Origin of the sequence: Azospirillum sp. OGB3, from assembly GCF_014192915.1 — a bacterium.
GTDB lineage: Bacteria > Pseudomonadota > Alphaproteobacteria > Azospirillales > Azospirillaceae > Azospirillum.
In genome coordinates this window covers 45429-58164 of sequence record NZ_JACHYN010000011.1, presented here as the reverse complement: position 1 = coordinate 58164, position 12736 = coordinate 45429, and the positions used below count along the sequence as shown (strand labels likewise).

Below are 12736 nucleotides of genomic sequence, written 5' to 3'. Positions count from 1 at the left end.
GTGGGCGCGCGGGCGGTTGCCTGACGCGCCGGCATCTCCTAGCGTTGGTTGGCGGGGACAACAATAAGCAGGGTGTGTTCGATGGACGAGGTCAAGACGGGTGCCGGGGCCGGGGCGGAGGACAAGCCGCGGAAGAAGCGCAAGGCGCTGAAGCTGAAGGACCTCGGGCTCGGCGTGCCGGCCACCGGCGGCGAGGTGCTGCGCGACGCCAAGGAGGTCGCGGCCATCGAATCCCACTGGCGCGACCTGAGCGGCGGCAAGCCGGCGAAGGACGGCAAGAAGGTGAAGTACATCGATGAACTGGCCCGCCTGCAGTTCGAGCTGATCAAGCTGCAGGAGTGGGTGCGGGTCAACGGCCTGAAGGTCTGCGTGCTGTTCGAGGGGCGCGATGCGGCCGGCAAGGGCGGCGTCATCAAGCGCATCACCGAAAGCCTCAACCCCCGCGTCTGCCGGATCGTGGCGCTCGGCACGCCGACCGAGAAGGAACGCGGGCAATGGTACTTCCAGCGCTATGTGGCGCAGCTTCCCGCCAAGGGTGAGATCGTCCTGTTCGATCGCAGCTGGTACAACCGTGCCGGCGTCGAGCATGTCATGGGCTTCTGCACCGACGCGGAGTACCAGGAGTTCCTGCGCGCCTGCCCGCTGTTCGAGGAGATGCTCGTCAAGTCCGGCATCATCCTGATCAAATACTGGTTCTCGGTCAGCGACGAGGAGCAGGAGAAGCGCTTCACCGAGCGGATGCGCAACCCGATCAAGCGCTGGAAGCTCAGCCCGATGGACCTCGAATCGCGCAAGCACTGGGTCGAGTACTCCAAGGCCAAGGACGCCATGCTGGAGCACACCGACAAGAAGCTGACGCCCTGGTACATCGTCGACGCGGACGACAAGAAGAAGGCGCGGCTGAACTGCATCAGCCACCTGCTGCAGCAGATCCCCTACCAGGACATCGCCCCGGTCGAGCTGGACCTGCCGCCGCGGCAGAGCGACGACGGCTACAAGCGGCCGAAGAAGTCCAAGCAGAACTGGGTGCCGGAGGTCTACTGACAAGGCTTTCGCATTCAGCCTTCTTAACCCCCTCCCCTCTGGGGAGAGGGGACTTCAACCGCGAGCCGGACGGTCAGTCCCGCCCGTAGAGGCTGCGTTCCCCCAGTTCCTCGCCGCGCTGCCGCTCCAGCTCCTGGCTGTAGCGGCGCAGGGCATAGGCCTCGGTGACGTAGCCGACGATCCGCCGGTCGGTGGGCGACGTCACGACCGGCAAGGCCTCCACCTCGGCGCTGCAAAAGCGGTTGAGCACGCTGCGCACGTCGTCGCCGGGCCGCAGGAAGTCGTCGGCGTGCTTGGCCAGCTCGCCGACCGGCGTCTTCGCGTCCTCGTCGCCCAGCGACGGGTCGTGCACCGCGCCCATGTCGATGATGCCGGCGTAGGACCCGTCCGGCTCCACCGCGAAGACGGTCTTGGCGGCGCCCAGCGGGTGCAGGCGGCGCAGCGTGTCGAGCGTCTGGGTGGTCAGGATCGTCTTCACGTCGCCGCGCATCAGCCGCATCGCCGTCAGCTCCGACACCCAGCCGACGTCGTAGGCGCCGCGGATCGGCACGCCGCGCAGGTGGAAGCGCCACGTCGCGAAGGAATAGCCGAAGGCCTGCCGGACCACGGTGGTCGACACCACCACGCCGATCAGCACGCCGGACGCCGCCCAGAAATCCTGCGTCGCCTCCAGCACCAGAAGCACCATGGTGACCGGCGCGCCGATGATGCCGGCGGCCACCGCCCCCATGCCGGCCAGCACCAGAAGCATCCGGTCGAGCCCCAACCCCGGCACCAGCAGATCGAGCACCCCGTAGGCCAGCCCGCCGAACAGCCCGCCGAGAAGCAGCGAGGCGCTGAACAGCCCGCCGCGGAAGCCGGAACCGAGCGACAGGGCCGACGCGACGATCTTGGCGACCAGCAGCACCGCCATGGCCTCCAGCCCGCGGGCCAGTTGCGACGGGTCGGCGCCGGGACCGGCGCCCAGCACCTGCGGCACCGCCAAGGCCAGCGCGCCGAGCGCCAGCCCGCCCAGAGCCGGGCGCCCCCAGACAGGGATGGGCAACGCGCGGAAGCCGCGCTCGGCCACCGTCACCGCCTGCATGGCGAGGATGCTGAGCCAGCCCGCCAGGAAGCCGAGGACCCCGCACGCCACATAGTCCCAGCCCTCCACCGCCACCGGACGGCCGAAGAACAGGGCCGGGGACGGGTCGGTCAGCCAGTGGGCCACCGCCACCGCGGCGACCGAAGCCGCCCCGATCGGGGCCAGCGTGGCGATGGTGTAGCCGCCCATGACCAGTTCGAAGGCGTAGAAGGCGCCGGCCAGCGGCGCGCCGTAGGCCGCGGAGATGGCCGCGGCCGCCCCGCAGCCGACCAACATGCGCAGGTCCGCCCGCCGCAGATGAAGCCTTTGCCCGAGCGTCGAGGCGATCCCCGCCCCCGCCTGGGTGTAGGCCGCCTCCATTCCCACCGACGCGCCGGAGCCGTTCGACAGCAGGGTTGCCAGGGTCAGGCGCAGGCTGTCGATCAGGGACATCTTGCCGCCGTAGAGCGCGTTCGCCTCGACGGGGTCGACGATGTCGTTGGAGCGCCAGCGCCGCACCAGCTTCACCATAACGCCGAGCAGCAGGCCGCCAATGGTCGGAACCAGCAGGGTCCGCCAGGGGTCGGCCAGTGCGGCCTCGCCCAGATCCTGCCCATGGGCCACCGAGAACACGAAAGACTGCGTCCAGACCACGGCCTCGTGCAGCAGGGCCACGGCCAGCCCGACCCCGGCGCCGATGGCCCCGGCCAGCATCAGCACGCCCAGAACGCTGTCGCGCAGGCTTCGCCGTGTCAGCACCCTGAGGAACCGCCGGCCGGGGTTTCGTGCTCTCGTCAGGGCGCCGGCCGCATCCCCCGCGGCGCCCCGGATTCCCGTCATGTCGTCCGGCATGCCGGTCAATGTGTGCCCTGCCCGCGCGCCGTCAACCGCAGGGCGCGGCCCTACCCCCTTAGGGCTTGCCCGTCTGGGCCGGCACCGGAGCGGCCGGCGACTGGCCGGAGGACGGCTGGGCGGAGGGTGGGTTCACGGCGAGGCGGCGCAGCACCTCCGCCAGATTGTCGCGCACCTTGTCGGCCAGCCCGATGTCGGCCTCCTGGGCCTCGTGGAACAGGATCGTGAAGAGGCGGCCCGGCGACAGGAAGAAAGTCAGCGAGACGTGCATCTTGCCCTCCTTCAGCGCGCAATCGACCGAGCCGGTGCGCAGCATCAGGCCGGGCAGATCCTCGACGGCGCTCAGCGACGCGGTCGGCGTGCCGCCCTCGCAGCGCTTCTTCATGGCGTCGACGTAGCCGGCGGACAGATCCTCCAGCTTGGAGCCCTCCTCGACCATCCGCTCGCGGATGCCGCCGACGATCGGGCCGATGCGCCAGGCCATGTCGGCGGGCCGCTCGCCCTTCGGCACATTCTCCAGCGACACGCGCTTGACGTCGCGCACGCCGGCCGCCTTCAGCAGGTCGGCCAGCCCTTCCGGCAGTTCGTCGGGGCGGGTCGCGACCTTCTTGGTGCGGGTGTCGATGGGCGGAACGGCGCCGGCCTTGTCCACGCAGGTCTTCAGATCGGTGAGCACCTTCTTGGTGCCCTTCAGCGCGAAGGACATGCGGTCGGCGTCGGAGGCGAAGACCACCTCCTTGCCGTTCATCAGGGCGGTGTAGAGTTCCTCGTCCTTGCCGTTGGGGATGACCAGCATGTCCGGCTTGGGCGCCAGCGCGCGGCGCTCGCGCGTCAGCTTGCCGTCCACCACGACCTTGACCTTCCACTGCTCGCCGCCCGGCAGCTCGGCGCCGGGGATGCCCATGCCGAGATTGACCTCGCCCTTGACGTTGCGCGCGATCATCAGGACATGGCCGGTGTCGAAGCGGCCCTCGATGGCGCAATAGGCGAACTTGCCGTCCCGGTCGCGCGACGGGCCGCCTTCCCAGCCATCCTCGAGCTCGGCCGGCCCGGTCTTCTCGGTTGGATCGGCGGCGGCCGGAGCCGACGGCGCCGAAGGAGCGACCGTGCGGGGCGCCGGCGCCGGGCCGGAGGACGGCGCCGGGTAATACATGGTTGGCGGGTTGACGGGGACCAGCTCCGCCACCTGCGCCCCATCGGCGTGGGCGGCGGCGGCGCCCAGCAGAAGAAGGGAGGAGAGTGCAGCAGCGACGGCTTTGTCCAGCATGGCAGAGGTAATCCTTACGGGCAGGGCGACGCCGGAAGCTAGCCCCGCCGTCTGGGATCGGCAAGCGCAAGACGAGAAAGTCACGACAAAGATCCCGGCCTGTTGCCGCAATGCCGAATTGCGTTCGGCGCCGCCCTGCGACCGCGGATCAGCCGCCCAGAAAGGCGTCGCGCAACGCCTCGGCAGGGAGGGTTTCCACCGGCCCGTCATGCACCGCCCGGCCGAGCCGCAGCAGGACGACGCGCCCGGTGGCGGACAGGGCGCGGGCGGCGCTCTGCTCGGCGACCAGCACCGCCGTCCCCGCCGCGGCGATGGCGCGGACGGCGGCGAAGACTTCCCCGGCCAGCTTGGGCGACAGGCCGAGCGACGGCTCGTCGAGCAGCAGGACCCGGGGGCGGCCCATCAGGGCGCGGCCCACCGCCAGCATCTGCTGTTGCCCGCCGGACAGGCGCCACGCCCGTTCCTCCGCCTTGCCCTCCAGCGCCGGGAACAGGGCGAAGACGCGCTCCAGGTCGCGGGCGCGCCCGGCCCGGTCCAGCCAGCTCGCCACTTCCAGGTTGTCGCGCACGCTCATGCCGGGGAAGACGCGCCGCCCCTCCGGCACATACCCAAGGCCACGGCGCACCCGCCGTTCCGGGGCGAGGGCATCGATCGCCTCCCCCGCCAGCCGGACCCGCCCGGCCGTCGCCGGGACGAGGCCGAGGATGGCCTTCAGCAGCGTGGACTTGCCCGCTCCGTTGGCGCCCAGCAGGGCCACCGCCTCCCCCGCCGCCACGGACAGCGACAGGCGGTCCACCGCCATCGCCCCGCCATAGCCGGCGGTCAGCCCCTCGACCTGCAACAGGGGTTCGCTCATCGCGCCCCCTCGCCCAGATAGGCGGCGACCACGGCGGGGTCGCTGCGCACCCCCTCCGGCGGGCCTTCGTAGAGCGGGCGCCCCTGGTCAAGGCACAGCACATGGCCGGCGAGCGGCAGCAGGAAGCCCATGTCGTGCTCCACCACCAGCAGCGCGGTGCCCGTGGCGGCGATGGCGCGCAGATGGCCGGCCAACTCCGCCTTCTCCCCGTCGGTCAGCCCTGCCGCCGGCTCGTCGAGCAGCAGGACGGCGGGCTGGCGAGCCAGCGCGCGGGCCAGTTCCACCCGGCGGCGCAGCGCCGCGGGCAATCCGGCGCAGGGCTTGGCGGCGAGGTCCGCCGCGCCCAGCCGCTCCAGCGCCCACAGGGCGTGGGCCTCGGCCTGGGCAATCGAGCCGTCGCGCTCCAGCCGCGCCGCGGCCACGGCGGCCAGGACGCTGGCGCCCTCCGGCAGGCTGACCGCCTGGAAGGTGCGGGCGATCCCGGCGCGGGCGATGCGGTCGGGCCGCTGCCCGGCCAAATCCGCACTCCCCATCAGCACCCGCCCGCCGTCCGGCGTCTCCAGGCCGGAGATCAGGTTGACCAGCGTCGTCTTGCCGGAACCATTGGGGCCGATCAGACCGGTGATGGTCCCGGCCTTCAGCGTCAGCGACACGCCGTCCACCGCCCGCACCCCGCCGAAGCCCTTGGTCAGCCCTTCCACCCGCAGCAAAGGCCCGTTCGCAATGGCCAATCCCGACGGCGCTTCGGGCTTCGGCAACGGCGCCGGGCGGGCCGGGAACAGCCGGTCGAGCAGGCCGGTCAGCCCGTGCGGCGCCAGCACGATGGTGGCGAGCAGCGCCACGCCGTAGACGATCAGATAGCTGCGCTCCAGAAAGCGGAACCACTCCGGCAGGTGGAGCAGCAGCACCGCCCCCAGGATCGCCCCGGCCACGCGCCCCCGCCCGCCGACCACGGCGATGGTCAGGACGGAGACCATGACGGGAAATTCCAGCACCTCCGGCGAGACGACGCGCTGGGTGTGCACGGCCAAGGCGCCCGCCGCCCCGGCATAGACGGCGCTCAGCGCGAAGGCGGCGAGCCGCAGCCCGCCGACGTCCAGACCCAGCGTGCCGGCGGCCAGCGGGTCGTCGCGCACCAGCGTCAGCGCCCGCCCCCAGCGTCCCCGCGCCAGCCTCCAGGCCAGCAGCCCGCCCAGCGCCACGAAGCCCCAGACCACCGCCGCCAGCGGCAGGCCGCGCGGCACCGCCCAGCCGAACAGGACGATGCCCGGCACACCCGGCAATCCATTGGCGCCGCCGGTCAGGGCGGGGCTGTTGACCGCCAGCAGATGGACGACCTGCGCGATGCCCAGCGTCGCCAGGGCGAAGTAATGGGATTCCAGCCGCAGCACCGGCAGCCCGACCAGCAATGCCAGCAGCAGCGGCACCAGCAGCGACACCGGGAAGGTCGCGGCGAAGCCCCAGCCCCATTGGCTGCCCAAAATGCCGGTGGCGTAGGCCCCCAGCCCGAAGAAGGCGCCATGGGCCAGCGACAGCGCCCCGCCCAGCCCGAAGACGATCTGGAACCCGATGGCGGCCAGCGCGTACACCCCCGCCACGGTCAGCACGCGCAGCCCGTACGGCGACGCGTACAGCAGCGCGTACGCCAGCAAGGCCGCAACCATCATCCCCTCCCCTGCGAAGCGGGGGAGGGTCAGCGTGGGGGCAAGCGCCCGCAACTTGCGTACGCTCCTACGCACGGCGCCGCGCCGCCTCCCCGAACAGCCCCTGCGGGCGGGCGACCAGGATGACCAGCAGCGTCGCATAGAGCAGCCCCAGCGCCACCGGATAGGAGAGCACCGACGACACCCCCACCTCGAACAGCGCGATCAGCAACGCGCCGGCCACCGCTCCGGGAACCGAGCCCCAGCCGCCGATGGTCACGGCGATGTAGGCCTTCAGGATCAGGTCGCCGCCCGCCGTCGGCGTGACGAAGTAGCGGTTGGCGAGCAGCAGCCCCGCCGCCCCGGCGAAGGCGGTGCCCAGCGCGAAGGTGATCAGGATCATCGCCGTCACCGGCACGCCGCAGGCCCGCGCCATCTCCGGATCCTGCGCCGTGGCGCGCAGGCGCCGGCCGAGCTGGGTCCGTCCGAACAGCCACTGCTGCCCGGCGATCAGCAACGCTGCGACGGCGATGATCGCCAGCGACTGCTCCGCCACCACCAGACCGCCGAGGTCGAGCGTTCCCCCGCCCAGCAGCGGCGGTGCCGCCCGCGGCTCCGGCCCGAACAGGACGGAGGCGCCGTTCTGCAGGATGATCCCCGCCGCGATGGTGCTGATGAAGACCGCCACCGGCGGGCGCCGCCGCAGCGGCAGATAGGCCGCCACCGCCAGCAGAAGCCCCAGCCCGGCCATCAGCACCAGCACCACCGGCAGCAGGAGCAGACCGGGCAGCGGCAGATAGCCCGGCAGATGCGGCGCCAGCGCGACGCCGAGCAGCCCGCCGGCCATCACGAGATCGCCCTGCGCGAAATTCACCGCCGCGGTGGCGTTCAGCACCAGCACGAAGCCTAGCGCGACCAGCGCGTAGGCCGCACCCAAGGCGAGGCCGTTGACGAGAAGCTGCAGGGTGATCAAGGCCCGCTCACTTCACCATGCCGGTCACCACGCCGGTGAGGTTGTCGTAGCGCTTGGTGATCGACGGCACGCGCGAGGCGCCGTCGTAGCAGACGATCACCGCGGAATGGGCCATGTTGCCCTTGCCGTCCGACTTGTAGGTCATGGCGAGGCCCTGGTGGGTCCCGCCGGACAGGGCCTTGCGCACCGCCTCCGCGCTGTCCGCCCCGCCCTGCACCGCCGCCAGCACCATGCGGATGCTGTCGTACTGGCCGAGCGCGAAGGCGTCCGGCTCCGCGTTGAAGGCCGCGCGGTAGGCGGCGGTGAAGGCCTCCATCTCCGGGCTCCCTCCGGAGATCGGCGAGGCTGCCGTTTCGGCGCAAACGCCCTTCAGCTCGGCCGGCTCCAGCAGCGCCGCGGTGCTGGGCTGATGCATGGCCGAGCCGGCGACGATGGGCACCGCCACCCCGTTGGCCGCCGCCTGCCGGATGAACAGGGCGGTCGGGCCGGAATGCAGGTGCAGCACCAGCACGTCGGGCTTGGCCGCCAGCGCCTTGGTCAGGACCGGCAGCAGATCCTTGGCGGCGGGGTCCACCCCCTCCTCGAACACCGGCTCGACGCCGAGCGTCTTGAAGGCCTGCTCCAGATGGGCCTTGCCGCTCTGCCCGTAGGCGGTCGTCTGGTAGATCACCGCCGGACGCTTCTTGCCCAGCTCCTCCGTCACGTAGCGGGCGTGGGCCTCCTTGGTCACGGCGTCACCGGGGAAGAAGCGGAAGACCCAGGGGTTGTTCTGCTCGGTGATGCTCGCCGTGCCGGAGACGGTGACCAGCGGAATGCCGTAATCCTGGGCCAGCGGCAGCATCGCCAGCATCTGCGTGCCCAGCATGCTGGCCGCCACCGCCGTGACCTTGCCGCCCGCCGCGCGCTCCAGCGCCGTGACCGCGGCCTCCGGCGAGGTGCCGGTGTCGATCACCTCCGACCGCACCGCGACACCCGCGGGCGCGTCCTTCAGCGCCAGGACGGCGCCGTTGCGCTGGCTCGTGCCTTCCAGCGACAGGAAGCCGGTCAGCGGCACCAGCACAGGGACCGAGGCCTCGCCCGCCAGCGCCGCGCCCGGCAGGAGCGTCGCCGAGAAAACCGCCGAAAAGGCCGTCGCCGAGAGGATGGAAAGGAAGCGCCGCATGGATGTGTCTCCTCCTGCCCGGCGAAGAACCGCGCGAGGACGAGGAGGCCAGGGGTGTAGCGGCGGCACAGCCTCGAACGCTTGGCTCCCTTCGCTGGCATGACCCAGATCAGGTTCGATGGGTGTGGTCTCAGCCCGCCCTGCGGCAGGCACCCCAGCCGTTCGTGTGCACAGTGTGAGCCCGGCGCGCGGCTGTCAAGCGGCGGCCCGACGCCTTTTCACAATTTCGCAACGCAACAGACACCGGAGAGTCGCGCTTCCCGTGGTTCCTTCCGCCGCCCCCGGCCCGCTCGGGGCCGTCGCCCCAACCGGAAGTCGCCCCGAAGCATGCGGCCCACCCCGTCGCACAGCACCGTCACCCTGCACCCCTTCGCCACCGCACGGGGCGGCTGCGGGCTGCGCGCCGTCCTGTCGGGGCGGGTTGACCATGCGGCGCTGCCCGGCCTGACGCCCTTGCTCCGCCGCGTCGCGGACGCGCGGGCCCTGACCCTGTGCGTCGACCTGGGGGCGGTGGAGTTCCTCGATTCCTGCGGCATCGGCATTCTGCTGGCGCTGCGCAACGCGGTCCTCGAACGGGGCGGCGCCATCGCGTTCGAGAATCACCCGCCGCGAATCCGGCGCGTGCTGGAGCGCAGCCGGATCATCGCCCTGACGGAGTCTCCGCTCGTCATCGACCACGGGCCGGCGCTTCCCGCCGCCGCCTGAGCCGTCAGCCGCCGCGGCGCAGCGTTTCCCGATAGAGGATGTAGAGCCCGCTGGCGATGATAATCCCCGCCCCGGCCAGGACCGTGGGCGTCGGCACGTCGCCGAAGACGAGGAAGCCGAGCAGCGTCGCCCAGATCATTCCCGTGTACTCGAAGGGCGCCACCACCGCGGCGCGGCCCAGGCGGAAGGCCTGGGTCATCAACACCTGCGCCGCCCCGCCCAGCGTGCCGACCAGAAGCATCAACCCGAGGTCGAAGCCGCCCGGTTGCACCCAGTCGGGGATCGCCGCCACGCCGCTCACCACCGTGGTGGTCAGCAGCAGATAGACGACGATGGCCGTGTTGCTCTCGGTCCGCGACAGGCCGCGCACCGCGATCATCGCCAGCGCGTAGAAGAAGGCCGCGGCCACGCCGACGAGGATCGGCAGGAGCGGCGCGTCGGCCTCCGGGCGTGCCATCACGACCACGCCGCCGAACCCGACCAGCACCGCCGCCCAGCGCCGCCAGCCCACCGGCTCGCCGAGCAGCGGCATGGACAGCGCCGTGATGAACAGCGGCCCGGCGAAGCTCAGCACATAGACCTCGGCCAGCGGCAGATGCTTGAAGGCGTAGAAGAAGCAACCCATCGACAGCAGCCCGGCGAGCGAACGGAAGACATGGGCGAAGGGCCGCCGCGTGCGCATCCCGCCCCAGCCGCCGCGCGCCACCGAAATGCTGCCGACCAGCACCAGCGCCACCACCGATCGCGCGAACATGAGCTGCGCCACCGGATACCCGTTGCTCAGATATTTGATGAGCGTGTCCATCCCCGCGAACAGGAAGATGGCCAGCAGGAAGCAGCCGATGGCGCGGCGCGTGTCATCGCTGTCAACGGCGGGAAGAGCGGCGGCTTGGGTCATGATTGCACAGTATCTGAGCAACCACGACGCTGCCCAATGCCGCAACCGCAGGTCTGGCCCGCGCGACGGCGCCCGGCGGAGCGCCGGCGTTTCACGCTTCGTGAATCGACGGGCGGGCGTTTGGCGAAGCGAAACCGGCCTTTCGCGGATCGGTTCTGGCCCCGGCCGGTGCTTTGAACAGTCTGGCGGGCGTCACCACCGCAAAGGTCCGCCATGCTCCTGTCAAAGCCGATGCCCCAATCGACCCGCATCCTCGTCGGCGTCTCGCCCTGGATCGCCTTCGGCGTTCTCCAGCCGGCGGGCCATCCGGCGGCCGCGCTGGCGGCGCTGCTGCTCAGCCTGACGCTCTGCGCCCATGACCGGCGGCGGGGTTCGCCGAAGGCGCCGGAGCTGGTCGCCGCCGCCTTCTTCGCCATGCTGCTCCTCATCGGGCCGTTGGAACATATGGGGGTGACCGTCCATCTCGCGCTGGCCGGCATGGCCTTCGCCTCGCTCGCGCTGGGCCGTCCCTTCACCCTGCCCTACGCCCGCGAGACGACATCGCCCGGCCTGTGGCACCTGCCGCAGTTCGTCGCCGTCAACAAGGCGGTCACCGCGCTGTGGGGGGTGGTCTTCCTGGCTGGCGCCGCCGGCTTCGCCGTCGCGACGGAGGTCGGCGTCGTCACCTCCGCCCTCGGCACGCTGGCCGGCATTCTAGGGAACCGCCACTTGCCGGATTGGCTGGTCAACCGGGCCGTCGCCCGCCGTCTGGCCGAGCGGGAGCCCCATCCCTGGCCCGCGCCTTCCATCCATGGACAACAGGACGGTGTCGTCGTGGTGGGCGCCGGCATCGGCGGGCTGACCGCAGCGGCCCTGCTGGCTGAGGCCGGGGCCCGCGTCACCGTCCTGGAGGCGCACGACCGCCCGGGCGGCTATTGCTCCTCGTGGGAGCGCAAGGTGCGGCTGCGCGACGGGACGGTCGGGCGCTTCACCTTCGACGCCGGCGTGCACGACGTCAGCGGCACCCGTCCGAACGGGCCGGTCGGGCATCTGCTGCGCACGGTCGGCGTGGCGGACCGCGTGCGCTGGCAGCCGGTGAACCGCGGCATCGTCCGAAGCGGTGTTCTTGAGCCGCTGCCCGGCGACGCCGCGGGTCTGGCCGCCCTGATCGCGCGGAAGCATCCCGGCAGCGCCGCCGGAGCCGCCGCCTTTCTGGAGGAGATGCGCGGCGTCTACCGCGACCTCTACCGCGGCTGCGTCGAGACCGGCCTTCCCCACATCCCGCGCAACGTCGCGGCGATGCGCGCCTACCCGCTGGAATGCCCGCAAGCCTTCCGCTGGCAGGACCGCGGCTTTCTGGAGATGCTGGAGCATTACGTGCCCGACGCCGAAGCCCGCGCCCTGCTGTCTAGCCTGACCGGCTATCTCTCCGACCGGCCGGAACGGCTGGGCGCCACCCAGATGGCGCCGATCTTCGGCTATGTCTTCGACGGCGGCGCCTATCCGGAGGGCGGATCGCAGCGGCTGGCCGACGCGCTGGTCGAGGCGATCCGCGCCAAGGGCGGCGAGGTCCGGCTGCGCACCCCGGTCCGCCGCATCCTGGTCGAGGACGGCCGGGCCGCCGGCGTCGAAACCCTGGATGGGGAGCGCATGGCCGCCGCCGCAGTGATCTCCAACGCCGACGCCCGGCGGACCCTGCTGGAGTTGGTGGGGGAGGAGCATCTGCCCGCTGCACGCATCGAACAATACCGCGCGCTGCGCCCCACGACCTCCGCCTTCCTGGTCACGCTGGCGCTGGACATCCGTCCCGACCTGCCGGCGATGACCTTTCTGAGGGATGAGGGGATGGCGCTGGCCCTGCCCTCGGCCCACGACACCACCCTGGCCCCGCCGGGCTGCGCGGCGCTGACGCTGATGCGGCTGGAGCCTGCGGGCGGCACCTGGGACCGCTCCGCCCCCGACTACCGAGCGCGCAAGACACGGGAGGGCGACGCGATGATCGCCGCCGCCACGGCCGTGATCCCGGATCTGGAGCGCCACATCCTGCACCGGCAGGAGGCCAGCGCGGCCACCTTCGCCCGCTACGCCCACACGACGGAGGGGGCGATCTACGGCATCGATCCGGCGCTCCCCGCCAAGTCGCCGCTGCCCGGCCTGCTGCTGGCGGGCGGTGGGGTCTTCCCCGGCCCGGGGGTCGAAGCCTGCGTCATCTCGGGCCGCCTCGCCGCGGAGGCGCTGGTCGGGCCAGCGCGGGCGCGGCAAGCCGAGGACGGACGCCGCGCTGCGTGACCCCG

At 71.8% G+C, this 12736-nt stretch carries 10 protein-coding genes and 1 riboswitch; of the genes, 3 read left to right on the top strand and 7 right to left on the bottom strand.

Going from position 1 to position 12736, the window contains the following annotated elements; translation table 11 throughout:
- The first annotated feature begins 81 nt into the window (after nt 1–81).
- Entirely contained in the window at nt 82–1044 is a 963-nt protein-coding gene (ppk2, locus tag FHW79_RS20610) for a polyphosphate kinase 2 (protein WP_211108407.1), read from the top strand.
- A 73-nt stretch (nt 1045–1117) separates the two neighbouring features.
- On the opposite strand, the gene FHW79_RS20605 is transcribed toward ppk2, so the two are convergent.
- The 6 genes from FHW79_RS20605 to FHW79_RS20580 form a co-directional block, all read right to left on the bottom strand.
- Nucleotides 1118–2866: a chloride channel protein gene (locus tag FHW79_RS20605; protein WP_348984232.1), complete on the bottom strand. Its 1749-nt coding sequence runs from the start codon at nt 2864–2866 to the stop codon at nt 1118–1120.
- A gap of 151 nt (nt 2867–3017) precedes the next feature.
- Entirely contained in the window at nt 3018–4226 is a 1209-nt protein-coding gene (locus FHW79_RS20600) for a hypothetical protein (RefSeq protein ID WP_183180671.1), read from the bottom strand.
- 148 nt (nt 4227–4374) lie between these two features.
- Nucleotides 4375–5082, bottom strand: coding sequence for an ABC transporter ATP-binding protein (locus FHW79_RS20595; protein WP_183180670.1), 708 nt, complete (start codon nt 5080–5082; stop codon nt 4375–4377).
- A complete protein-coding gene (locus tag FHW79_RS20590) occupies nt 5079–6746 on the bottom strand; it encodes a branched-chain amino acid ABC transporter ATP-binding protein/permease (protein WP_247884523.1) in 1668 nt (555 codons plus the stop codon). Before FHW79_RS20590 ends, FHW79_RS20595 begins: the two co-directional genes overlap by 4 nt.
- Nucleotides 6747–6813: 67 nt before the next feature.
- A complete protein-coding gene (locus FHW79_RS20585; RefSeq protein WP_183180669.1) occupies nt 6814–7698 on the bottom strand; it encodes a branched-chain amino acid ABC transporter permease in 885 nt (294 codons plus the stop codon).
- A gap of 7 nt (nt 7699–7705) precedes the next feature.
- Nucleotides 7706–8860, bottom strand: a complete 1155-nt coding sequence (locus FHW79_RS20580; RefSeq protein ID WP_183180668.1) for an ABC transporter substrate-binding protein — start codon at nt 8858–8860, stop codon at nt 7706–7708.
- Nucleotides 8861–8929: 69 nt separating this feature from the next.
- Nucleotides 8930–9027: riboswitch (TPP riboswitch) on the bottom strand.
- A gap of 160 nt (nt 9028–9187) precedes the next feature.
- On the opposite strand from FHW79_RS20580, the gene FHW79_RS20575 reads away from it, so the two are divergent.
- Entirely contained in the window at nt 9188–9565 is a 378-nt protein-coding gene (locus FHW79_RS20575; RefSeq protein WP_183180667.1) for an STAS domain-containing protein, read from the top strand.
- A gap of 4 nt (nt 9566–9569) precedes the next feature.
- Here FHW79_RS20575 and FHW79_RS20570 read toward each other — a convergent pair whose 3' ends face one another.
- On the bottom strand, nt 9570–10463 hold the full coding sequence (locus FHW79_RS20570) for a DMT family transporter (RefSeq protein WP_183180666.1): 894 nt from the start codon (nt 10461–10463) through the stop codon (nt 9570–9572).
- Between the two features lie 213 nt (nt 10464–10676).
- Between FHW79_RS20570 and FHW79_RS20565 the strand changes: the two genes are divergently transcribed.
- Nucleotides 10677–12731, top strand: a complete 2055-nt coding sequence (locus tag FHW79_RS20565; RefSeq protein WP_183180665.1) for an NAD(P)/FAD-dependent oxidoreductase — start codon at nt 10677–10679, stop codon at nt 12729–12731.
- The last annotated feature ends 5 nt before the right edge of the window (nt 12732–12736 follow it).

Excerpts from the sequence above, each read along its gene's own strand:
- ppk2 (WP_211108407.1), top strand. The coding sequence starts at position 82 with ATGGACGAGGTCAAGACGGGTGCCGGGGCCGGGGCGGAGGACAAGCCG.
- FHW79_RS20600 (WP_183180671.1), bottom strand. The coding sequence starts at position 4,226 with ATGCTGGACAAAGCCGTCGCTGCTGCACTCTCCTCCCTTCTTCTGCTG.
- FHW79_RS20595 (WP_183180670.1), bottom strand. The coding sequence starts at position 5,082 with ATGAGCGAACCCCTGTTGCAGGTCGAGGGGCTGACCGCCGGCTATGGC.
- FHW79_RS20590 (WP_247884523.1), bottom strand. The coding sequence starts at position 6,746 with ATGGTTGCGGCCTTGCTGGCGTACGCGCTGCTGTACGCGTCGCCGTAC.
- FHW79_RS20580 (WP_183180668.1), bottom strand. The coding sequence starts at position 8,860 with ATGCGGCGCTTCCTTTCCATCCTCTCGGCGACGGCCTTTTCGGCGGTT.
- FHW79_RS20575 (WP_183180667.1), top strand. The coding sequence starts at position 9,188 with ATGCGGCCCACCCCGTCGCACAGCACCGTCACCCTGCACCCCTTCGCC.
- FHW79_RS20570 (WP_183180666.1), bottom strand. The coding sequence starts at position 10,463 with ATGACCCAAGCCGCCGCTCTTCCCGCCGTTGACAGCGATGACACGCGC.
- FHW79_RS20565 (WP_183180665.1), top strand. The coding sequence starts at position 10,677 with ATGCTCCTGTCAAAGCCGATGCCCCAATCGACCCGCATCCTCGTCGGC.